At 71.5% G+C, this 19,023-nt stretch carries 11 protein-coding genes; 8 read left to right on the plus strand and 3 right to left on the minus strand.

Annotated features, from left to right (window positions below; genetic code table 11):
* Window positions 1-102: 102 nt before the first annotated feature.
* Window positions 103-1,566, minus strand: a complete 1,464-nt coding sequence (gene mptB, locus OHA58_RS34565) for a polyprenol phosphomannose-dependent alpha 1,6 mannosyltransferase MptB (RefSeq protein ID WP_405483648.1) — start codon at window positions 1,564-1,566, stop codon at window positions 103-105.
* A 232-nt stretch (window positions 1,567-1,798) separates the two neighbouring features.
* Here mptB and OHA58_RS34570 point away from each other — a divergent pair, with 232 nt between their 5' ends.
* The 4 genes from OHA58_RS34570 (at window position 1,799) to OHA58_RS34585 (ending at window position 8,483) form a co-directional block, all read left to right on the plus strand.
* Window positions 1,799-3,283 (plus strand): MFS transporter, encoded by a 1,485-nt coding sequence (locus OHA58_RS34570; RefSeq protein WP_405483649.1) that lies wholly within the window; start codon window positions 1,799-1,801, stop codon window positions 3,281-3,283.
* 83 nt (window positions 3,284-3,366) lie between these two features.
* The gene (locus tag OHA58_RS34575; RefSeq protein WP_405485327.1) at window positions 3,367-4,344 is read left to right on the plus strand and encodes an oxygenase MpaB family protein; all 978 of its coding nucleotides are present in this window, start codon (window positions 3,367-3,369) and stop codon (window positions 4,342-4,344) included.
* Entirely contained in the window at window positions 4,317-6,575 is a 2,259-nt protein-coding gene (locus OHA58_RS34580; RefSeq protein ID WP_405483650.1) for a tetratricopeptide repeat protein, read from the plus strand. The genes OHA58_RS34575 and OHA58_RS34580 overlap by 28 nt, the downstream gene beginning before the upstream one ends.
* 357 nt (window positions 6,576-6,932) lie before the next feature.
* Window positions 6,933-8,483, plus strand: a complete 1,551-nt coding sequence (locus OHA58_RS34585; protein ID WP_405483651.1) for a phytoene desaturase family protein — start codon at window positions 6,933-6,935, stop codon at window positions 8,481-8,483.
* Window positions 8,484-8,559: 76 nt separating this feature from the next.
* Here OHA58_RS34585 and OHA58_RS34590 read toward each other — a convergent pair whose 3' ends face one another.
* On the minus strand, window positions 8,560-10,380 hold the full coding sequence (locus OHA58_RS34590; protein ID WP_405483652.1) for a serine hydrolase: 1,821 nt from the start codon (window positions 10,378-10,380) through the stop codon (window positions 8,560-8,562).
* A 161-nt stretch (window positions 10,381-10,541) separates the two neighbouring features.
* On the opposite strand from OHA58_RS34590, the gene OHA58_RS34595 reads away from it, so the two are divergent.
* Both OHA58_RS34595 and OHA58_RS34600 read left to right on the plus strand, forming a co-directional pair.
* Window positions 10,542-11,657, plus strand: coding sequence for an NAD(P)H-dependent flavin oxidoreductase (locus tag OHA58_RS34595; RefSeq protein ID WP_405483653.1), 1,116 nt, complete (start codon window positions 10,542-10,544; stop codon window positions 11,655-11,657).
* Between the two features lie 123 nt (window positions 11,658-11,780).
* The gene (locus OHA58_RS34600) at window positions 11,781-13,337 is read left to right on the plus strand and encodes an acyl-CoA synthetase (protein WP_405483654.1); all 1,557 of its coding nucleotides are present in this window, start codon (window positions 11,781-11,783) and stop codon (window positions 13,335-13,337) included.
* Window positions 13,338-13,397: 60 nt separating this feature from the next.
* Here the strand turns inward: OHA58_RS34600 and OHA58_RS34605 are convergent, their stop codons facing one another.
* Entirely contained in the window at window positions 13,398-15,815 is a 2,418-nt protein-coding gene (locus OHA58_RS34605; protein ID WP_405483655.1) for a penicillin acylase family protein, read from the minus strand.
* Between the two features lie 140 nt (window positions 15,816-15,955).
* Here OHA58_RS34605 and OHA58_RS34610 point away from each other — a divergent pair, with 140 nt between their 5' ends.
* Complete coding sequence (locus tag OHA58_RS34610; RefSeq protein WP_405483656.1) at window positions 15,956-17,476, plus strand: acyl-CoA synthetase; 1,521 nt, start codon at window positions 15,956-15,958, stop codon at window positions 17,474-17,476.
* 196 nt (window positions 17,477-17,672) lie between these two features.
* Window positions 17,673-18,983: a threonine--tRNA ligase gene (thrS, locus tag OHA58_RS34615; RefSeq protein WP_405483657.1), complete on the plus strand. Its 1,311-nt coding sequence runs from the start codon at window positions 17,673-17,675 to the stop codon at window positions 18,981-18,983.
* The last annotated feature ends 40 nt before the right edge of the window (window positions 18,984-19,023 follow it).

The raw sequence follows: 19,023 nt of genomic DNA on the forward strand, positions 1-19,023 counted from the left end.
CGTGCAAAGTGGCCGAACCGGCCCTGTCGGCCCGCGTGTTGGGCCCCGCGACGCGCAGGGCCCGGGCGCTCGCGCTCCCTTGACGAACTCCCTGAATGGGCGTCAGGGAAACCGCAAGGGCGCCTCTCCGTAACTGGGCCGAGGGGAAGGCTGCAGCCCTGCGTCACGGGCTCGCTGAGACGTCCACGCCACCCACAGCAGGATCGCCGAGCCCCCTAGGACAACGCCGGCCACATCTGTGACGGTGGGCCCCCGGCCCGACGGAAACACCATGAGAACCAGCACGACGACCGCTGCCTTGACCCTGGTGTCCGCCAGCGCGCGCCATGCGACCGTGGCCAGGGGCACCGCCCCCCACAGCAGGTACCAGCCCTGCACGGCGGGAGCGCACACCACCAGGGTCAACAGCCCCAGGGCCGCGGCGCGTTCGGCGCCGATGCGCGGAGCGCGCGCCAGGAAGTACAAGGCCCCGCAGAGCCCTGCCAAGGTCCCGAGCGTACGCATCACGGTCACCGGGTCCGGTGTGGTGACCCAGCCGGCTTCGGTCCCGATCCACCTCAGCAGCCGGCCGACGTCCGTGGTCACCGACATCGGCGTGTACGAGTGGGCCGGCGTGCGGATCGTATGGAGCCAACCCCAGCCCAGCCCGCAGAGCGCCACCGTCAGCACCAGCGTCCCGACGGCCGCGAGGACGATCCCCGCCGCGCGGCCCAGACGTCGCCACCAGCCCGTCTGTCCTGCGACCGCCACCAGGGCGGCGCACCCCAGGGCCACCGCGGCCGGGGCCTTCACCAGCGCGGCGCACGTCAGCACGACAACGCCCAGAACCCATCGTCCGGACCGGCACGCCACAAGACCGGCCATCATCAAGCCGAGCATCAGCGCCTCGTTGTGCGCCCCGCCCACCAGGTGGGCCAGCACCAGCGGATTCAGCGACGCCGCCCACCAGGCTCCTGAGCCGTCGCCGCCCGACCGCGTCGCGAGCCGCTGAACCGACCAGGCCAGCAGGGCGAGCCCGGCGAGCGCGGCCACCCGATGGAGCACGACCGCGGCGACCACATGGTGTTCGCCGGTCACGAAGACCACGGCCCGGCTCACCAGAATGGACAGGGGTCCGTACGGAGCCGGAGCGTCCTGCCACACCTCCGGGACGTTCGCGGCGAGCGGCCCGCCGAGTGCGGAGGGGCCGATCTCGTAGACGTTCCAGGAGCGCCCGGCCAGTGCGCCCTGAGCCACGTAGCTGTAGATGTCCATGCTGAACAGCGACGGCGCCGGAAGCAGAGGCAGCGCCCAGCCGCCCAGCGTGAGCCACTGACGCCGTTTGCTCATCACCGCACCGGCCCGCAGCAGCGTGCCCAACTGCCACCAGGACCACAGCAGCAGACCGAGTCCCGCATACGCCGCCGTTGCACCGATCAGCGCGAGAGCGGGGCCCGGGGCTCCCCAGATCCCGTCCGGTACGCCGCGCGGCAGAGCGCCGGCGCCCCAGGCACCTGCTGAGAGGAGCACAGAACCCCACATGCCGCGTCGTGCCCAGACCCGTGTATCGATTTCCGCCGCTCTCATTCGGTCGAAGGTAGAACGCTTTGCGGATCACCGCACCCAGCTCCGCCCCAATGGACGGCAAACGCAGGATGTCGCCTGCGTCCGCGGCCGGGTCGGGTCCACGTTCACAGCTTGGATCACGCGTCGCGGCCGAGTCCACAAGGATGACCAGGATGTGGACATGCGCACGGGCGAATTCCGGCCGGTGCATACGATCCGACGGTACGTCCCCGCACCACACCGGAAGGCGCTCGTGAGCTCCACCTCCCCCCTGTCCACCAGCACATCTCCGGTGACGCCGTCGGGCACGGTACTGATCCGCTCCACGGCCGACGTCTCCGATCTGGTCAACTCGGGTACGGCGCGCGGCCGCCACGCCAAGATGATCGTGATCATCGCGCTCGGCGGCATCTTCCTCGACGCCTACGACCTGAGTTCCCTGGCCTACGGGCTGCCCGACATCACGGAGCAGTTCGGCCTCAGCTCCACGATGGCCGGCACGGTCACCGCCTCGATCAGCGTCGGTTCGCTCCTCGGCGCTCTCGTCGGCGGCTGGCTGGTGGACCGCATCGGCCGCTACCGCGTCTTCATGGCCAACATGCTCTTCTTCGTCGCCACCGCGCTGGTGTGCGCGGTCGCGCAGGACGTGTGGACGCTGATCGCCGCACGCTTCGTGATGGGCATCGGCGTCGGCATGGACATCCCCGTCGCGATCGCGTTCCTCGCTGAGTTCTCCCGACTGCACGGCAAGGGCAGCAAGGGCTCCCGCACGGCCGCCTGGTCACCCGCCTGGTACACCGCGACCAGCGGCTGCTACCTCGTGATCATGCTGCTGTACTTCCTCCTGCCGGACGCCCAGTTGGGCTGGCTGTGGCGGTTCACCGTCGGCTTCGGCGCGGTGCCCGCGCTGCTGGTACTGCTGCTGCGCCGGCGCTACATGAACGAGTCCCCGACCTGGGCCGCCGACCAGGGCGACCTGGAAGGCGCGGCGAAGATCCTGCGCCAGTCGTACGGCGTGGACGTGCGCGTCGCCGACGACGCGCCCAGGACGACATCCCGTCCGCCCCGGACCGGCCTCGGCGCGTACGCACGGCTCTTCACCCCTCCGTACCGCACGCGCACGATCCAGTCGGTGGCGGTCGGTCTGGCGGAGACCTTCGGCTACAACGCGGTCGCGTTCGGACTGCCGATCATCATCGCCACACTGATGACCCAGGGCCCGCTCACCACGATCGCGTCCTCCTTCGCCCTGAACCTCGTCTTCGCCCTGACCGGTGGACTGCTCGGCATCCGCTGGGCGTCCACCCGCGGCGCCTGGCCGATGATGACGCTGGGCTTCGCGATCCAGCTCGTCGCCATCACGGTGCTCGGTCTCATCGGGGATCCGTCCGGGACGGCTTTCGTGACGGGGGGCATCCTGATGCTCGGCGCGTTCATGTTCGCCCAGGGCTTCGGCCCCGGCGCGCACATCATGAGCTACGCCTCGCTGGGCTTCCCGACGTCGATGCGCGGCGTCAGTATCGGCTTCAACCAGGCCGTGCTGCGCCTCGGCTCGACGCTGACCCTGTTCTTCTTCCCCATCCTCAGCACCGGCCTCGGCACCCACGTCTACTGGGTCATCCTCGCCGCCCCCGTCCTCGGAATGATCGCTCTGCTGTCGAAGCGCTGGGAGCCGATCGGCTTCGACGCGGACGCGGAGGAACGGACGCGGTCCGAGACGGCGGCAGCCAAGGCCTGAACCCCTGGGGCGACCGCGTCAACTCACCGGTAGCGTTGTGCTGAAGCGCCAAGGAGAGATCCTTGAACGCGCTGGGACCGCTGATGCGAGGGAGAGGCGGCGACGTGGTGGGCACAGGGACGGAAGAGGGGCGGGGCGATCCCGGGCTTTTCGGGCCCGGATCGGTGACCTGGCAGGTGCACGCGGATCCCATGATGTGGGTTGCCGGTGTGCGTGCGCTCTACTTTCAGGCCCTCCTTCCGCGGGCCGTGCGCGGCGTCATGCAGAACTCGGACTTCCGGAAGGACGCCTGGGGGCGGCTGATGCGGACGGCCGGTTTCGTCGGTACGACCACGTACGGGACCACTGAGGCCGCCGAGCGTGCCGGTGCTCGCGTGCGGAAGATCCACCGTCATCTCAAGGTCACCGACCCCGACACCGGTGAGCGGTACGGCGTCGATGAGCCGGAGCTGCTCCTGTGGGTGCACTGCGCCGAGATCGACTCCTACCTCCACGTCGCGCGCCGCTCCGGATTCCGGCTCACGGACGCGCAGGCCGACCAGTACATCGCCGAACACCGCACCAGCGCCCGGCTGGTCGGCCTCGACCCCGCCGACGTGCCCGGCGACCGGGCCCAACTCGCCGCGTACTTGGAGAAGACGAGGCCCCTGCTCGCCGCCGGTCCTGAGGCCCGGGACGTCGACGACTTCCTGCGCAGGCCGCCCGTCCACCCGCTGCTGATCCCGGCGCGCGCGACACTCTGGAGGCGCGTGTCGCATCTGGCGTACGCCTCTCTGCCGCCGTACGCCCACGAGTTGTACGGCAGGCCGGCCCCCACACCGGCCGCCGTGACCCGAGAGCTGCGGTTCACCGGCACCGTCCTGCGCTGCGTTCCCGCACGTGTGCGCTGGCAACTCCCGCCGAAACACATCCTGCGCGCCATGTCACGACTCGGCCCCGGCAGCCGCCCGGCACCGTACAAAATCGGGAGTCGGACGGCCATACTGGACAGGCGGGGGAGGGCACAGCGAGGCGACGGGGGCGACAGCGCGAGATGCCGGAGTCGGGGGAGACCAGGCTGATCCAGGGCCGGTACCGGCTGCTCGATCTCATCGGGCGGGGCGGTATGGGCGAAGTGTGGCGCGCCAGGGACGAGTCGCTCGGGCGCAGAGTCGCGGTCAAGTGCCTCAAGCCGATGGGGCCGCAGCACGACCAGTCCTTCACCCGTGTCCTGCGGGAGCGTTTCCGCAGGGAGGCCCGCGTGGCGGCCGCCCTTCAACACCGCGGGGTGACCGTCGTCCACGACTTCGGTGAGCACGACGGCGTGCTGTACCTCGTGATGGAGCTCCTGGAGGGCAAGAACCTCAGCCAGCTCCTGGAGGACAACAAGCAGCACCCGTTACCCGTCGCCGACATCGTCGAGATCGCCGGCCAGGTCTCGGCCGCGCTCGCCTACACACATGAACAGGGCATCGTCCATCGCGACTTGAAGCCCGCGAACATCATGCGGCTCACCGACGGCACGGTGAAGATCTGCGACTTCGGCATCGCGCGCCTCGGCCACGACATCGGCTTCACCGCACGCCTCACCGGCACCGGCATCGCGATGGGCACCCCGCACTACATGTCGCCCGAGCAGATCGGCGGCGACCACGTCGACCAGCGCAGCGACCTGTACTCGTTCGGCTGCGTGCTCTACGAGATCGCGACCGGAGCGCCACCGTTCGACCTGGAGGACGCCTGGGCCGTCCTCGTCGGGCACCGCGACACCGTGCCCGAACCACCCCGCACACACCGGGCCGAGCTTCCCGGCTTCCTGGACCGGATCATTCTCGACCTGCTCGCGAAGGAGCCGGACGAGCGGCCGCGGGACGCCCGCGAACTGGCCCGCCGGATCGGTGACGGCCGTTCCCCGTCCGGATATGTGCCGACGGTGACGACAACCCCCTTGCGCCAGGCTGCGGTTGAGCCGCAGCAGCCGCTGTCCCGTGAGCCGCGGCTGCCGTCCTGGACGCGCGGCATGACGACCGGCCATAAGGCGGCCGGCCCGCCCGTCCTGCGCGGCACGCCGCCCGACGCGGGGGCGGGGCTTGCCGGAGAGTGGATCGCACGCCCCGAGTCGCGGCGCAGTGAGCAGCCCGTGCGCACGGAACGCCCCACGCCTGCACCGGAGTTGGTCACCCACCTCACCGCTCGGCACAACGCGGGCCTGAGCCTCGGCCGACTCGGGCGCTGGGAGGAGGCCGGCGAGGTCCACCGCGCCGTCGCGGCGGAGCGCGAGCACGCGCTCGGCCCCGACCACCCCGAGACGCTCGCCAGCCGCTACGAGGTCGCCTTCACGCTCAGCCGCACCGGCCGCCCCGCCGACGCCCTGCGCGAGTACCGCCGCGTCACCGAGGGCTGTGAGCGCGTCCTCGGCCCCGAGCACCCCGAGACGCTCGGCGCCCGGCAGGAAATGGCGTACGTACTGGGCCAGTTGGGGCGGCACTTCGACGCGCACCAGGTGTACACGTCGGTGCTCGCCACGCGTGAACGGGCCATGGGGCCCGACCATCCGGACACCCTGCGCTGCCGCCACAACCTCGCGTACAACCTCAGCCGGCTCGGGCGCCTCGAGGACTCGTACCGTATGGCGTGCGAGGTCGCATCGGCGCGCGCCCGCGTACTCGGCGCCAGCCATCCGGACACGCTCGTCACACGGTGCGAAGTCGCTTACGCACTGGGCCAGTTGGGGCGCTGGAGCGAGGCCCTGCGCACCTACCACGAAGTGGCGGAGGCCCGCGAACAGGCGCTCGGCCCCGACCATCCGGACACCCTCGCCGCGCGCTACGAGGTGGGCATCAGCCTCGGCCGTCTCGGCCGCAGCGCCGAGGCCCTCGGCCTCTACCGCGACCTCATCGACGACCGTACGCGCGTCAGCGGCCCGGCCCACCCCGAGACCCTGCGCGCCCGCCATGGCCTCGGCGTCAATCTGGGGCGGATGAGCCGCTGGGAGGAAGCGCTCGCCGAGGCCCGCGACGTCTGCGCGATCCGCGCCCGGGTCCTCGGCGCCGATCATCCCGACACGCTGGTCAGCCGACGCGAGGTGGCCGTCGGTCTCGGCTGGCTCGGCCGGTGGGCCGACGCGCTCGCCGAGTACCGGCGGGTCGCCACGGCCCGCGAACAGGTACTCGGCGCCGACCACCCGGACACCCTCGCCAGCCGCAACGACGAGGCGCACTGCCTGGAACAGCTCGGCCGCGGCACGGAGGCGGTCGAGCTGTACCGGCGAGTGGCTGCGCTGCGCCAGCAGCGGGCGTCGGGGGGACACTGAGGGGCTGCGTGTGGTCGGCTGGGTGGGGGCGTCTGCCCGGGAGTGGGGCCTGCGGTGGCCTGCCTCGGGTCGTCTGCCTGCGGTCGTCTGCCTGGGTTCGGCTCCCCGTGATCATCTGCCCGTGAGGGACGCCCGAGGGTCTGGCCTGCGGTCGGCTCCCCCGCGAGTGACCTCCAGGCTCCTGTGCCTGCGGTCGACCTCTCGCGGCCGCGGGCCTGCGGCGCCTGCCCGCGATCGTCCGCCTGGGATGGGTTGCCTGCGGACGCCTGCCCACGCGCGCCCGCCCGTACTCCTCCGCTTCGCGATCCCCTGAGCCAGGGTCTGGCCCGGCATGATCGGCTCGTGTTACCAAGAGGGATGCCAGCACACGAGCGCTACGACGTCGTCATCGTCGGCGGAGGTCACAACGGCCTCGTCGCCGCCGCCTACCTCGCCCGGGCCGGACGTTCCGTCCTGGTCCTCGAGCGGCTCGGCGCCACCGGCGGTGCCGCCGTGTCGACGCGGCCCTTCGCCGGGGTCGACGCGCGCCTGTCGCGGTACTCGTACCTGGTCAGCCTGCTGCCCCACAAGATCGTCGACGATCTCGGGCTCGACTTCGCCGTGCGCGGGCGCACCGTGTCCTCGTACACGCCGACCGAGCGCGACGGGCGGGCGACCGGGCTGCTCGTCGGCGGTGGTGAGGAGCGCACCCGCGCCTCCTTCGAGCGCCTCACCGGCGGCGGGCGCGAGTACGCGGCCTGGACCGACTTCTACGAGACGACCCGCCGCGTCGCCGAGCGGGTCTTCCCCACGCTCACCGAGCCGCTGCCGGCCAGGGACGCGCTCCGGCGGCGCGTCGACGACGACGCCGCCTGGCGGATGCTCTTCGAGGAGCCGATCGGCGCCGCCGTCGAGGAGCGCTTCAGGGACGACCTGGTGCGCGGCGTGGTCCTCACCGATGCCCTCATCGGTACGTTCGCCGACGCCCACGACGCGTCCCTCCAGCAGAACCGCTGCTTCCTCTACCACGTGATCGGCAACGGCACCGGCGACTGGGACGTGCCCGTCGGTGGCATGGGCGCCCTCACCGACGCTCTCGCCAACGCCGCCCGCGCGGCCGGCGCCGAGCTCGTCACCGGGCACGAGGTGACCCGCGTCGAGACCGACGGGCGGCACGCCGAGGTGACGTACGAGTCGGAGCGCGGCGCGGGCCGCGTGGGCGCCGGGCACGTGCTCGTCAACGCGTCTCCGCAGGCCCTCGCCGCCCTCGTCGGCGACGAGCCGCCCGCCCCGGCCGAGGGCGCGCAGCTCAAGGTCAACATGCTCCTGACCCGGCTGCCGAAGCTGCGCGACACATCCGTCGACCCGCGCGAGGCGTTCGCCGGAACGTTCCATATCGCCGAGGGCTACGAGCAGTTGGCGACCGCGTACGGCCAGGCGGCGGCCGGGTCACTGCCCGCGGCGCCCCCGTCGGAGATCTACTGCCACTCGCTGACCGACCCGAGCATCCTCGCCCCGGACCTCGTCGCGCGCGGCTACCAGACCCTCACCCTGTTCGGCCTGCACACACCCGCCCGGCTCTTCGCGGGCGACAACGACGCCGCCCGCGCCGAGCTCCTGAAAGCCACCCTCGCCCAGCTCGACGCGCAGCTCGCCGAGCCGATCGAGGACTGCCTCGCCCTGGACGCCGACGGCCGGCCGTGCATCGAGGCGAAGACCCCGCTCGACCTGGAGCGGGACCTGCGCCTGCCGGGCGGCAACATCTTCCACCGCGACCTGTCCTTCCCTTACTCCCAGGAAGGGACGGGCCGTTGGGGCGTCGAGACCGCCCACGCCAACGTCCTGCTGTGCGGCGCGGGCGCCGTGCGCGGCGGCGGGGTCAGCGGGATCCCCGGGCACAACGCGGCGATGGCCGTACTCGGGAAGTGAGCCGCCGGCCCCGGCCCCCAACTCAAGCCGCCGACTCAGGCCTGACCCAGGCCCCCGAAGGGGGCCCGCGCCCCGCTCAGTCCTGCGACGGTGACCACCCCACCGCCTCGATCCGCCCCGCGTCGGACGGGCGTGCCTCGTCGAACACCGTCCGGCGGCCGTCGGTGACGCGCACCCCGTCCACGTACACCCCGCGCCCCACGTACAACTGGTCCGTCGCGTAGCGCCAGCGCAGGCGGACGTTGCCGCCCTTGAAGGCGCCGAGAGCGGCGGTCAGGCGGTGCCAGGTGCGGCCCGACCAGCCGTCGGCCGTGCCCTTGGGGTGGTCCTCGGCGTCCTCTCCCTTACGGGTGGTCGTGAACGGCAGGGGCTGCCAGGTCGCCCCGGCGTCGGCCGACACCTCCAGATACAGGAAGTCGGAGTGCGGCTCCGTGTCCCACCACAGGTCGCAGCCGAGGCTCGCCGTGTCGGAGGTGACGTCGAGAGCGGGCAGCCTGAGCGTCGCCGACGTGGCGCTCGCCATGCCGGAGAACCAGGCGGCGCGCCCGTGCGCGGGGCGTACGGCTACGGCGCGGGCGAGGTTGTTCGCCGCGGCGACCCGGGGAGCGGAGCCGGATCGCCAAGTGCGCACGGGATGCACGGAGTTGCCGAGCACGATGAGGAACGAGTCGGTCGTCGGGTCGAGGACGATGGACGTGCCGGTGAAGCCGGTGTGCCCGGCCGTGCGCGGCGTCGCCATCGCGCCCATGTACCAGTGCTGGTAGAGCTCGAAGCCGAGGCCGTGCTCGTCGCCGGGGAACGCCTGGTTGAAGTCGGTGAACAGCAGCCGCACGGACTCCTCGGACAGGATGCGCGCCTTGCCGTACGAACCCCCGTTGAGGAGGGTGCGGCCGAGTATCGCGAGGTCCCACGCGCAGGAGAAGACACCGGCGTGGCCCGCCACACCGCCGAGGCCGAACGCGTTCTCGTCGTGCACCTCGCCCCAGACGAGTCCGCGGTCGAGGCCGGACCAGGGCAGGCGCGCGTCCTCCGTCGCGGCGATCTTCGGCTTCCAGGACGCGGGCGGGTTGTAGCGGGTGCGGCGCATGCCGAGGGGCTCGGTGATCCGCTCGCGCAGGAGCACGTCCAGGGTCTGCCCGGTGAGCTGCTCCAGGACCAGTTGGAGGGAGATCAGATTGAGGTCGGAGTAGAGGTACTTGGTGCCGGGCGGGTTGAGCGGCGCCTCGTTCCAGATGAGGCGGAGCTGTCCCTCGCGCGTCGTCTGCTTGTAGAGGGGGATCCAGGCGCGGAATCCCGAGGTGTGCGTAAGGAGTTGACGGATCGTGATGTCCTGCTTGCCGGCGCCCGCGAAGTCGGGGATGTACGAGGCGACCGTGGCCTCAAGCTCCAGCTTGCCGCGCTCGATCTCCTGCACGGCGATGAGCGAGGTGAACAGCTTCGACACGGAGGCCAGGTCGTAGACCGTGTCCTCGGCCGCCGCGATCTGCTGGTCGGCGGGGAACTCCACACCCGTGTCGGTCTTGTCGTCGTAGGCCGAGTAGCGCACGGCCTTGCCGATCGGCTGGTGGAGCGCGACCGTGCCGCCGCGGCCGGCGAGCAGTACGGCGCCCGCGTACCAGGGGTGCTTGGGGGAGGGGGCGAGGAACTTCTCGGCGTCGGCGACGAGTTGGCGCAGATGCCCGGCGATCAGACCGGCCCGCTCCGGGGACCCGCGGCGCAGCGTGGTTCCGTGCCCGTCGGCGGGCCCGTCCGTGTGTGTGTCCGCCGCGGCGGCGGGCCCCGCCGGGAACGGGGCGAGGGCCAGTGCCCCGCTCAACGCCAGCACACTCGCGCCTAGTTGGCGACGGGAGAGCCCGTCGTCCGTGTCGTGCAATCTGTCCGCCGCGCCGTCGGTCATGAACGAACCCCTTCTGAAAGTATCTTTCGGGATCTAGCTCGACGGATGAAACTTTCATGTCAGGTTCCGGTCGTGTCAAGCCTCGGAATTGCCTCGCAGAAATCTGACGCAGCATCAGAAAGTGTCTTCCCTCGTTCGGAGGAGTGCGGCATTCTGCGCCCATGCAGACGGAGCTGAGTAAGAAACTGGGGATCGAGCACGCCATCTTCGGCTTCACGCCCTTCCCGGCGGTGGCCGCCGCCATCAGCAGGGCCGGGGGGTTCGGTGTGCTCGGCGCGGTCCGCTACACCGCACCCGACGACCTGGCCCGCGACCTCGACTGGATGGAGGAACACATCGACGGCGCGCCCTACGGGCTCGATGTCGTGATGCCCGCGAAGAAGGTCGAGGGCCCGAACCACCAGAAACTGACCGAGGCCGACGTCGAGGCGATGATCCCCGAAGGGCACCGCCAGTTCGTCAGAGACACCCTCGCCAAGCACGGCGTGCCCGAGCTCGCCGAGGGCGAGGCGTCCGGCTGGCGCATCACCGGCTGGATGGAGCAGGTCGCCCGCAACCAGCTGGACGTCGCCTTCGACTACCCGATCAAACTCCTTGCCAACGCGCTCGGTTCACCGCCCGCCGACGTCATCCAGCGCGCCCACGACCAGAACGTACTCGTGGCCGCTCTCGCGGGCAGCGCCCGGCACGCCCGTAAACACGCGGACGCGGGCATCGACATCGTCGTCGCGCAGGGCTACGAGGCGGGCGGACACACCGGCGAGATCGCGTCCATGGTGCTCACGCCCGAAGCGGTCGACGCCGTGTCGCCGCTGCCCGTCCTCGCGGCCGGCGGCATCGGCAGCGGGGAGCAGATCGCGGCGGCCCTCGCGCTCGGCGCCCAGGGCGTCTGGCTCGGCTCCCTCTGGCTCACCACCACCGAGGCCGACCTCCACTCCCGCGCCCTCACCGGCAAACTCCTCGCGGCCGGGTCCGGCGACACCGTCCGCTCCCGCGCCCTGACCGGCAAGCCCGCGCGCCAGCTCCGCACGGAGTGGACCGACGCGTGGGACGACCCGGCGGGCCCCGGCACGCTGCCCATGCCGCTCCAGGGGCTGCTCGTCGCCGAGGCGGTCTCCCGCATCCAGAAGTACGAGGTCGATCCGCTGCTCGGCACGCCCGTCGGGCAGATCGTCGGCCGGATGACGAGCGAACGCCCCGTCCAGGCCGTGTTCGACGACCTCACGCGCGGCTTCGAGCGCGCCGTCGACCGGATCAACCGCATCGCCGGCCGATGACGCGCCGCTGAGGGGCGCGGGGAACTGCGCGACCAGCCACGACGAAGCCCGCACCCGGCAGCGCACAGCCCTCCGGCAGACGAGAAGCCGCGACGACCCCCACCCGCAGAAGGGATGCACCCCATGCCCGATCAGACCGCCCCGAACGGCTTCTGGGCGCAAGCAAGCGCCGACCCCGACCGCACCGTCCTGTACGCCCCGGACGGGGAGGCGTGGACCGCCGGCCGGCTGCACGCCGACGTCAACAAGCTCGTGCACGGCCTGCGCGCCGCCGGGCTCGAACGAGGTGACGCGTTCGCCGTCGTCCTGCCCAACGGAGTCGAGTTCTTCACCGCGTTCCTCGCCGCCTCCCAGGCCGGCCTCTACCTCGTACCGGTCAACCACCATCTGGTCGGCCCCGAGATCGCCTGGATCGTCGCCGACTCCGGAGCGAAGGTCCTCATCGCACACGAGCGGTTCGCCGAACAGGCCGTGGCCGCCGCCGACGAGGCGGCACTCCCCGCAGGGCAGCGGTACGCGGTCGGAACCGTCGACGGCTTCCGCCCCTACGCCCAACTCCTCGACGGGCAGCCCGAGTCGGTGCCGGACGACCGCACCCTCGGCTGGGTCATGAACTACACCTCGGGCACCACGGGCCGCCCCCGCGGCATCCGCCGCCCCCTGCCCGGCAAGCTCCCCGAGGAGACCTACCTCGGCGGCTTCCTCGGCATCTTCGGCATCAAGCCGTTCGACGACAACGTGCACCTCGTCTGCTCGCCGCTCTACCACACCGCCGTGCTCCAGTTCGCGGGCGCGTCCCTGCACATCGGACACACCCTCGTCCTGATGGACAAGTGGACCCCCGAGGACATGCTGCGCCTCATCGACACCTTCAAGTGCACCCACACGCACATGGTGCCGACCCAGTTCCACCGCCTGCTCGCCCTGCCCGACAGCGTCAGGAGCGCCTACGACGTGTCGGCGATGCGGCATGCCATCCACGGCGCCGCGCCCTGCCCCGACCACGTCAAACGCGCCATGATCGACTGGTGGGGCCACAGCGTCGAGGAGTACTACGCGGCCAGTGAGGGCGGCGGCGCCTTCGCCACCGCCGAGGACTGGCTGAAGAAGCCGGGCACGGTCGGCAAGGCCTGGCCCATCAGCGAACTCGCCGTGTTCGACGACGACGGCAACCGGCTCCCGGCCGGTGAACTCGGCACCGTCTACATGAAGATGAGCACCGGCGGATTCTCGTACCACAAGGACGAGAGCAAGACGAAGAAGAACCGCATCGGCGACTTCTTCACCGTCGGCGACCTCGGCATTCTCGACGAGGACGGATATCTCTTCCTGCGCGACCGCAAGATCGACATGATCATCTCGGGTGGCGTCAACATCTACCCCGCCGAGATCGAGTCCGCACTCCTCACCCACCCGGCCGTCGCCGACGCCGCGGCCTTCGGGATCCCGCACGACGACTGGGGCGAGGAGGTCAAGGCGGTCGTCGAACCCACGGAGGGGCACGTGGCCACAGACGCGCTCGCCGCCGAGATCCTCGCCCACTGCGAGCGCCAACTCGCGGGCTACAAGCGGCCCAAGACCGTCGACTTCATCGAGACGATGCCACGCGACCCGAACGGCAAGCTCTACAAGCGCCGCCTGCGCGACCCCTATTGGGAGGGCCGCACCCGCGCGATGTGACCCACGCGGAGGTCTGACGGAGGAGCGGCCCGGGGCATTCCCCCGAGCCGCTCCTGTCGTTCAGTCGTGCACCCGCACCACCTTCAGCGCCGGTGACTTCAGGATGTCCTTCTCGCAGAAGCGCGAGGTCACCCACTGCCCGTTCGAGAACAGATGCGTCTGGTCGCTGTAGTGGGGCGAGTTCGGGTTCGAGGACTGGGAGTACGTCAGCAGGGTGCGGGCCACCGGGCAGCCGCCGCCGTTCCAGCCGACGGCCTGGATGTAGCTCGACCCGTGGACGACCTCCGTGTAGCCGCCCGCCTTCGCGTCCCACACCGTCTCGACCTTGTTCCACACACCGAGGGACTCCGTGCCGCCGTGGACGGGGATGCGCGTGCCGCCGCGTACGACGAACTGGTGCGCGCCGAGCGGGTCGTCCAGGGCGATCCCGGCCGACCGCAGCTCGCCCACCGCGTCGGCGAGTGCCGTCGCGAAGCCCGGCGCTTGCGTGTTCAGCGTGTTCGGCGTGCGCACCGGGTCGGCGGCCGAGAACGGCACCTTCCACAGCTTGTCGTTCGGCACGGCCGCCGTGAGCCCCCGCCAGAACCGGTCGAAGAGCAGCGCGCCACGGCTCGACGTGCGCATCGTGTGATCCCACTTCTTGAGCACATCGCAGGCCTGGCTCACATCAACGGCCTTGCCATCGCTGCCTGTTGCCGTGCCTCCCGGCAGCGCCGCGCACGCGCGCGCCGTGTCCGCCGCCGCCAGATCGGCCGCGGGCACCCGGTCGGCGAACTGCTGACGCTGGAGGTCGGGGACGGTCAGGCCGCCCCGACCCGCCATCGCCGAGACGTCCTCGACGCCGCCGCGCGTCCGCATCGACCGCTGCGTGCCCACCGTCCCGAAGACCCGCTCGTACCCCGTCAGCGGCCGGTCGGCGTTGGCCAGCCAGGCGCTGTCGTTCGAGTTCTCCACGTACGGCGCGTCCTTCAGGACCGGCATCCTGGACGGTCCGAAGATGCCCGGCTGCACGGCGTCCTTGTCGGAGCCGATCGCGCAGTCGCCGCGCGAGCCGTCCAGGACCGCGACGCCGGACGCCGGATACGTCACCTTGCCGAGCGGCGTCGAGCAGCGCGCGGCCAGGTCGTCGGTGATCCGGGGCAGGACCTGCGCCTGAGCGAACAGCGAGTGCCCCGACGCGTCGGCGGCGATCGTGTTGACCCAGGGCAGTCCCTGTGTGCGCTTCAGGGAACGCAGCACGTCGTCCGTGGAGCGTGCCTTGCTGAACCCGAGCCCTGTGTCGGAGGCACGCAGGTTCAGGGCGTTCGGGTCGTTGAGCGCGTACGCCGTCATGGCCGTCCAGGGCAGCGGCAGGGACGCGCTCAGCGAGTTCACGATCGGTCCGTACCGCGTCCACCACTGGGTGCGGGTGACCGGCGCGCCGTCCTTCACCGCGACGCTCACGGTCCGCTTCGTCATCCGCTCCGGCTTGCCGTCGACGAGATACGAGGTCGGGTCGGCCGGGTCCAGTGTCAACTGGTGGAGGTTGAGCGTCACGCCCGTCGCGACGGTGTGGCTCCAGGCGATACGGGAGTTGTGCCCGATCGAGATCGTCGTCGAGCCGAGGAGCGAGCCGCCCGAGACGTTCAGTTCGCCGGGAATCGTCTGCTGCGACTGCCAGAAGCGGCGGCCGCCCTGCCATGGGTAGTGCGGGTTGCCGAGGAGCAGACCGCGGCCGTTCGCCGTGGTGGCGCCGCTGAACGCGACGGCGTTGGACCCCATGTCGGCGTCCTCGCTCGAGAACAGCTCCTTGGCGGCCGCGGCCGTCGTGGCCTTGTCCGGCGTACGGGCAGGGGTGCCCGCGGAGGGTGGCTGTGCGGCCGTGATGCCGTCCACGCCGCGGCCCTGTCCGCCGAGCACGGCGAGCGCGAAGCCGTGCGCCGCGACGTCCAGGGTCGTCACCGGGCGCACCCAGTCCGCGCCCTTGCAGGCGGGGTCGGTGATCCGGTTCTGCTTCAGCCACGCGTTGTACCCGGCGGCGAAGCCCCGCATCGTCTCCTTCACCTCGAGGCTCGGGCCCGCGGGCGCCGGCTCGGCGAGGAGCTTCTCGACGGTCCCCGCCTCGCGGAGACCTCGGAAGTAGAGGTCGCTGGAGACGTTCTTCGTGGCGGACGACAGGGAGCCGTCGGGGGCCGCGTCGGGCCCGAAGTAACGGGAGCGCTCGCCGCGCACGGTGGCGAATCCGTCGGCGAGCGCGCACACCTGGTCGGCCGCCTGCGCCCACCCGGTGCCGAAGCCCAGGCCCGCGTAGTCCTTGGCGACGATATGCGGAATGCCGTACTCGGTGTAGCGGATCGTGGCGGACAGGCCGCCGCCGTGCGGGTGGCGCTCGGGCGGGCCGTGGCCGCCGGCGGCCGCCGACGGGAGCGAGGCCGTGGTGCTCAACGCGGTCAACAGGGCGAAACCGATGACCGCGAGGCGTCTTGGGCGGGTGCGCATCGTGCCTCCCAACTGGAGTGAGGGAAGGGGCAGTTGAGCGTACCAACCGGTATGCCCGGAACGGCGGCGTCCGGTGCGGCCTTCGCGCGACGCGCGTCACCGGCCTTGATTTCGCGTCGGCCGGGGCACAGGATCGCGCCATGACGGGTGTCCGGGATGCACAAGACGTACGCGCCAGCACGGTCGACGGGACGCTGCGCCGCAGCGCGCGACGCGCCCCCGAGCGCGTCGCCGTCCGCTACGGCCCGCGCGCATGGACGTACGCCGAACTCGACGCGGCCGTCTCGCGCGCGGCCGGCGTGCTGCGCGGCCTGGGACTCGGACGCGGGGACCGCGTTGGCGCGTACGGGCACAACTCGGACGCGTACCTGATCGGCTTCCTGGCCTGTTCGCGCGCCGGGCTCGTGCACGTGCCGGTCAACCAGAACCTCACCGGAGACGACCTCTCCTACATCGTCGGCCAGTCGGGCTGCGCGCTCGTACTGACCGACCCCGACCTGGCGGACCGGCTCCCCGCGGGCGTGCGCACCCTGGAACTGCGCGACGCGGACGACTCCCTGCTCGCCCGGATCCCGTCCGCCGAGCCGTACGACGGACCGCAGCCCGACGCCGACGACCTGGTGCAGCTCCTGTACACCTCCGGCACGACCGCGCTGCCCAAGGGCGCGATGATGTCGCACCGGGCGCTCGTCCACGAGTACGTCAGCGCGATCCACGCCCTCGGCCTCACGGAGACGGACCGGCCCGTCCACTCCCTGCCGCTCTACCACTCGGCGCAGATGCACGTGTTCCTGCTGCCGTACCTCGCCGTCGGCGCGCAGAACACGATCCTCGACGCGCCGGACGCCGCGAAGATTTTCGACCACGTCGAGGCCGGTGACGCCGACAGCCTCTTCGCGCCGCCCACCGTCTGGATCGGCCTCTCGCAGCACCCGGACTTCGCGACCCGGGACCTGAGCGGCCTGCGCAAGGCCTTCTACGGCGCGTCGATCATGCCGGTGCCGGTCCTGGAACGGCTCCGCGCGCACCTGCCCGGACTCGCCTTCTACAACTGCTTCGGCCAGAGCGAGATCGGACCGCTCGCCACCGTCCTCGGACCCGACGAGCACGAGGGCCGCATGGACTCCTGCGGGCGGCCCGTCCTGTTCGTCGAGGCAAGGGTCGTCGACGAGGACGGGAAGGAGGTGCCCGACGGCACCGCCGGTGAAGTGGTCTACCGCTCACCGCAGTTGTGCGACGGCTACTGGGACAAGCCGCAGGAGACCGAGGCGGCCTTCCGTGACGGCTGGTTCCGGTCGGGGGACCTCGCGGTGCGCGACGGCGAGGGCTACTTCACCGTTGTCGACCGTGTGAAGGACGTCATCAACTCCGGGGGAGTGCTCGTCGCCTCACGCCAGGTCGAGGACGCGCTCTACACCCACCCGCAGGTGGCCGAGACCGCCGTCATCGGACTGCCCGACGAGCGCTGGATCGAGGCCGTCACCGCCGTCGTGGTCCGCGGCGGCGAGGTCACCGAGACGGAGCTCATCGACCACGCACGCGAGAAGCTCGCCCACTTCAAGGCGCCCAAGCGGGTCGTCTTCGTGGACGAACTCCCGCGCAACGCCAGCGGCAAGATCCTCAAGCGGGAGCTGCGGGACCGGTTCAGTACGGCGGACTGAGCCCGCCGGAAAATGACGCGCGGACCCGGCCGGTGCCCTGTTACGGTCCGGCCATGAAGCGACGCGCAGCTGCCATGACGACGACGCCGGAGAGTGTCCCGGCGCGCTGACAGTTGTCTCAGTCCGAAGCCCCGGGGCGAGTGCCCCGGGGCTTCGCCATGGGACCACTCGCCCGACGACCGCGAGGGATCCCGAAATGAACCAGCAGAAGCAGGACCAGCACAAGCAGGACCAGCAGAACCACGAGCGGCACAACCAGGAACACCCGCAGCACGAGCGCCCGCAGCACGACCACCGCAAGCTCGGTCGTGAGCTCGGCCTCTTCGACACCGACCCGCTGATCGGCGCGGGCCTGCCCTACTGGCTGCCCGACGGCGCGGCTGTGCGGCACACCCTCGAGGAGTACATCCGCACCGCCGAGCGGCGGGCCGGCTACCGGCACGTGTACTCGCCGGTCCTCGGCAAGCGCGAGCTGTACGAGATCTCGGGGCACTGGGCGCACTACAGCGACGACATGTTTCCCCCGATGGACCTGGGCGGCGAGCAGGTCGTCCTGCGGCCCAGCCTCTGTCCCCACCACGCCGTGATCTACCGCTCCCGCTCCCACAGCTACCGCGAACTGCCCTTGCGCATGGCGGAGTTGGGCGGCATGTACCGCTCCGAGCTGTCGGGCGTGCTCGGCGGCCTGACCCGCGTACGGGCCATCCAGCTCAACGACGCGCACATCTTCTGCGCCCTCGACCAGGTGGCCGGCGAGGCGCAGGCGGCCCTGGAGATGATCCGCAGGGCCTACGAGGTGCTGGGCGTCACCCCGGCGCGCTACCGGCTCTCGCTGCCGGGGCCGGGCGGCAAGTACGTCGCCGCCCCCGAGATGTGGCAGCGCTCCACCGCGCTGCTCACCGAGGTCCTCGACCGGTCGGGCCTTCCGTACGAGGCGGCCGAGGGCGAGGCCGCGTTCTACGGGCCCAAGATCGACGTCCAGGTCGCCGACGGTGCGGGGCGCGAGTCGACCCTCTCCACCGTCCAGGTCGACTTCCACCAGCCCGAGCGTTTCGACCTGCACTACATCGGCCCGGACGGCGCGAAACACCGTCCGGTGATGGTCCACCGCAGCATCATCGGCAGCGTGGAACGGGCCGTCGCGCACCTCATCGAGCAGCACGGCGGCGCCTTCCCGGCGTGGCTCGCCCCCACCCAGGTGGCGATCCTGCCGATCTCGGACGCCGAGCTGCCGCACGCCGACGCCCTCGCGCGGCGATGCGCCGAGCGGGGGCTGCGGGCCGAGGTCGCGGGCCCCGAGCGCGGCACCCTGGGCGCCCGCGTCCGGGAGGCCCGGCTCGTGCCGTACCAGGCGGTCATCGGTGGGAGGGAGGCGGTGGACGGTCGGGTCGCGCTGCGCCTGCGTGACGGCCGCCGCCCCGCGCCGCTGCCCGCCGAGGAGGCGCTCGCCAGGATCGGGGCGGTCGTCGACGGGTACGCGCACGACCTGTGGGACGAAGCGAGCTGACGAAGGCGGCCCCGGGGGCCGGCATGCCGGCCCCCGCCCG

This window comes from Streptomyces sp. NBC_00009 (assembly GCF_045040855.1).
GTDB lineage: Bacteria > Actinomycetota > Actinomycetes > Streptomycetales > Streptomycetaceae > Streptomyces > Streptomyces aureus.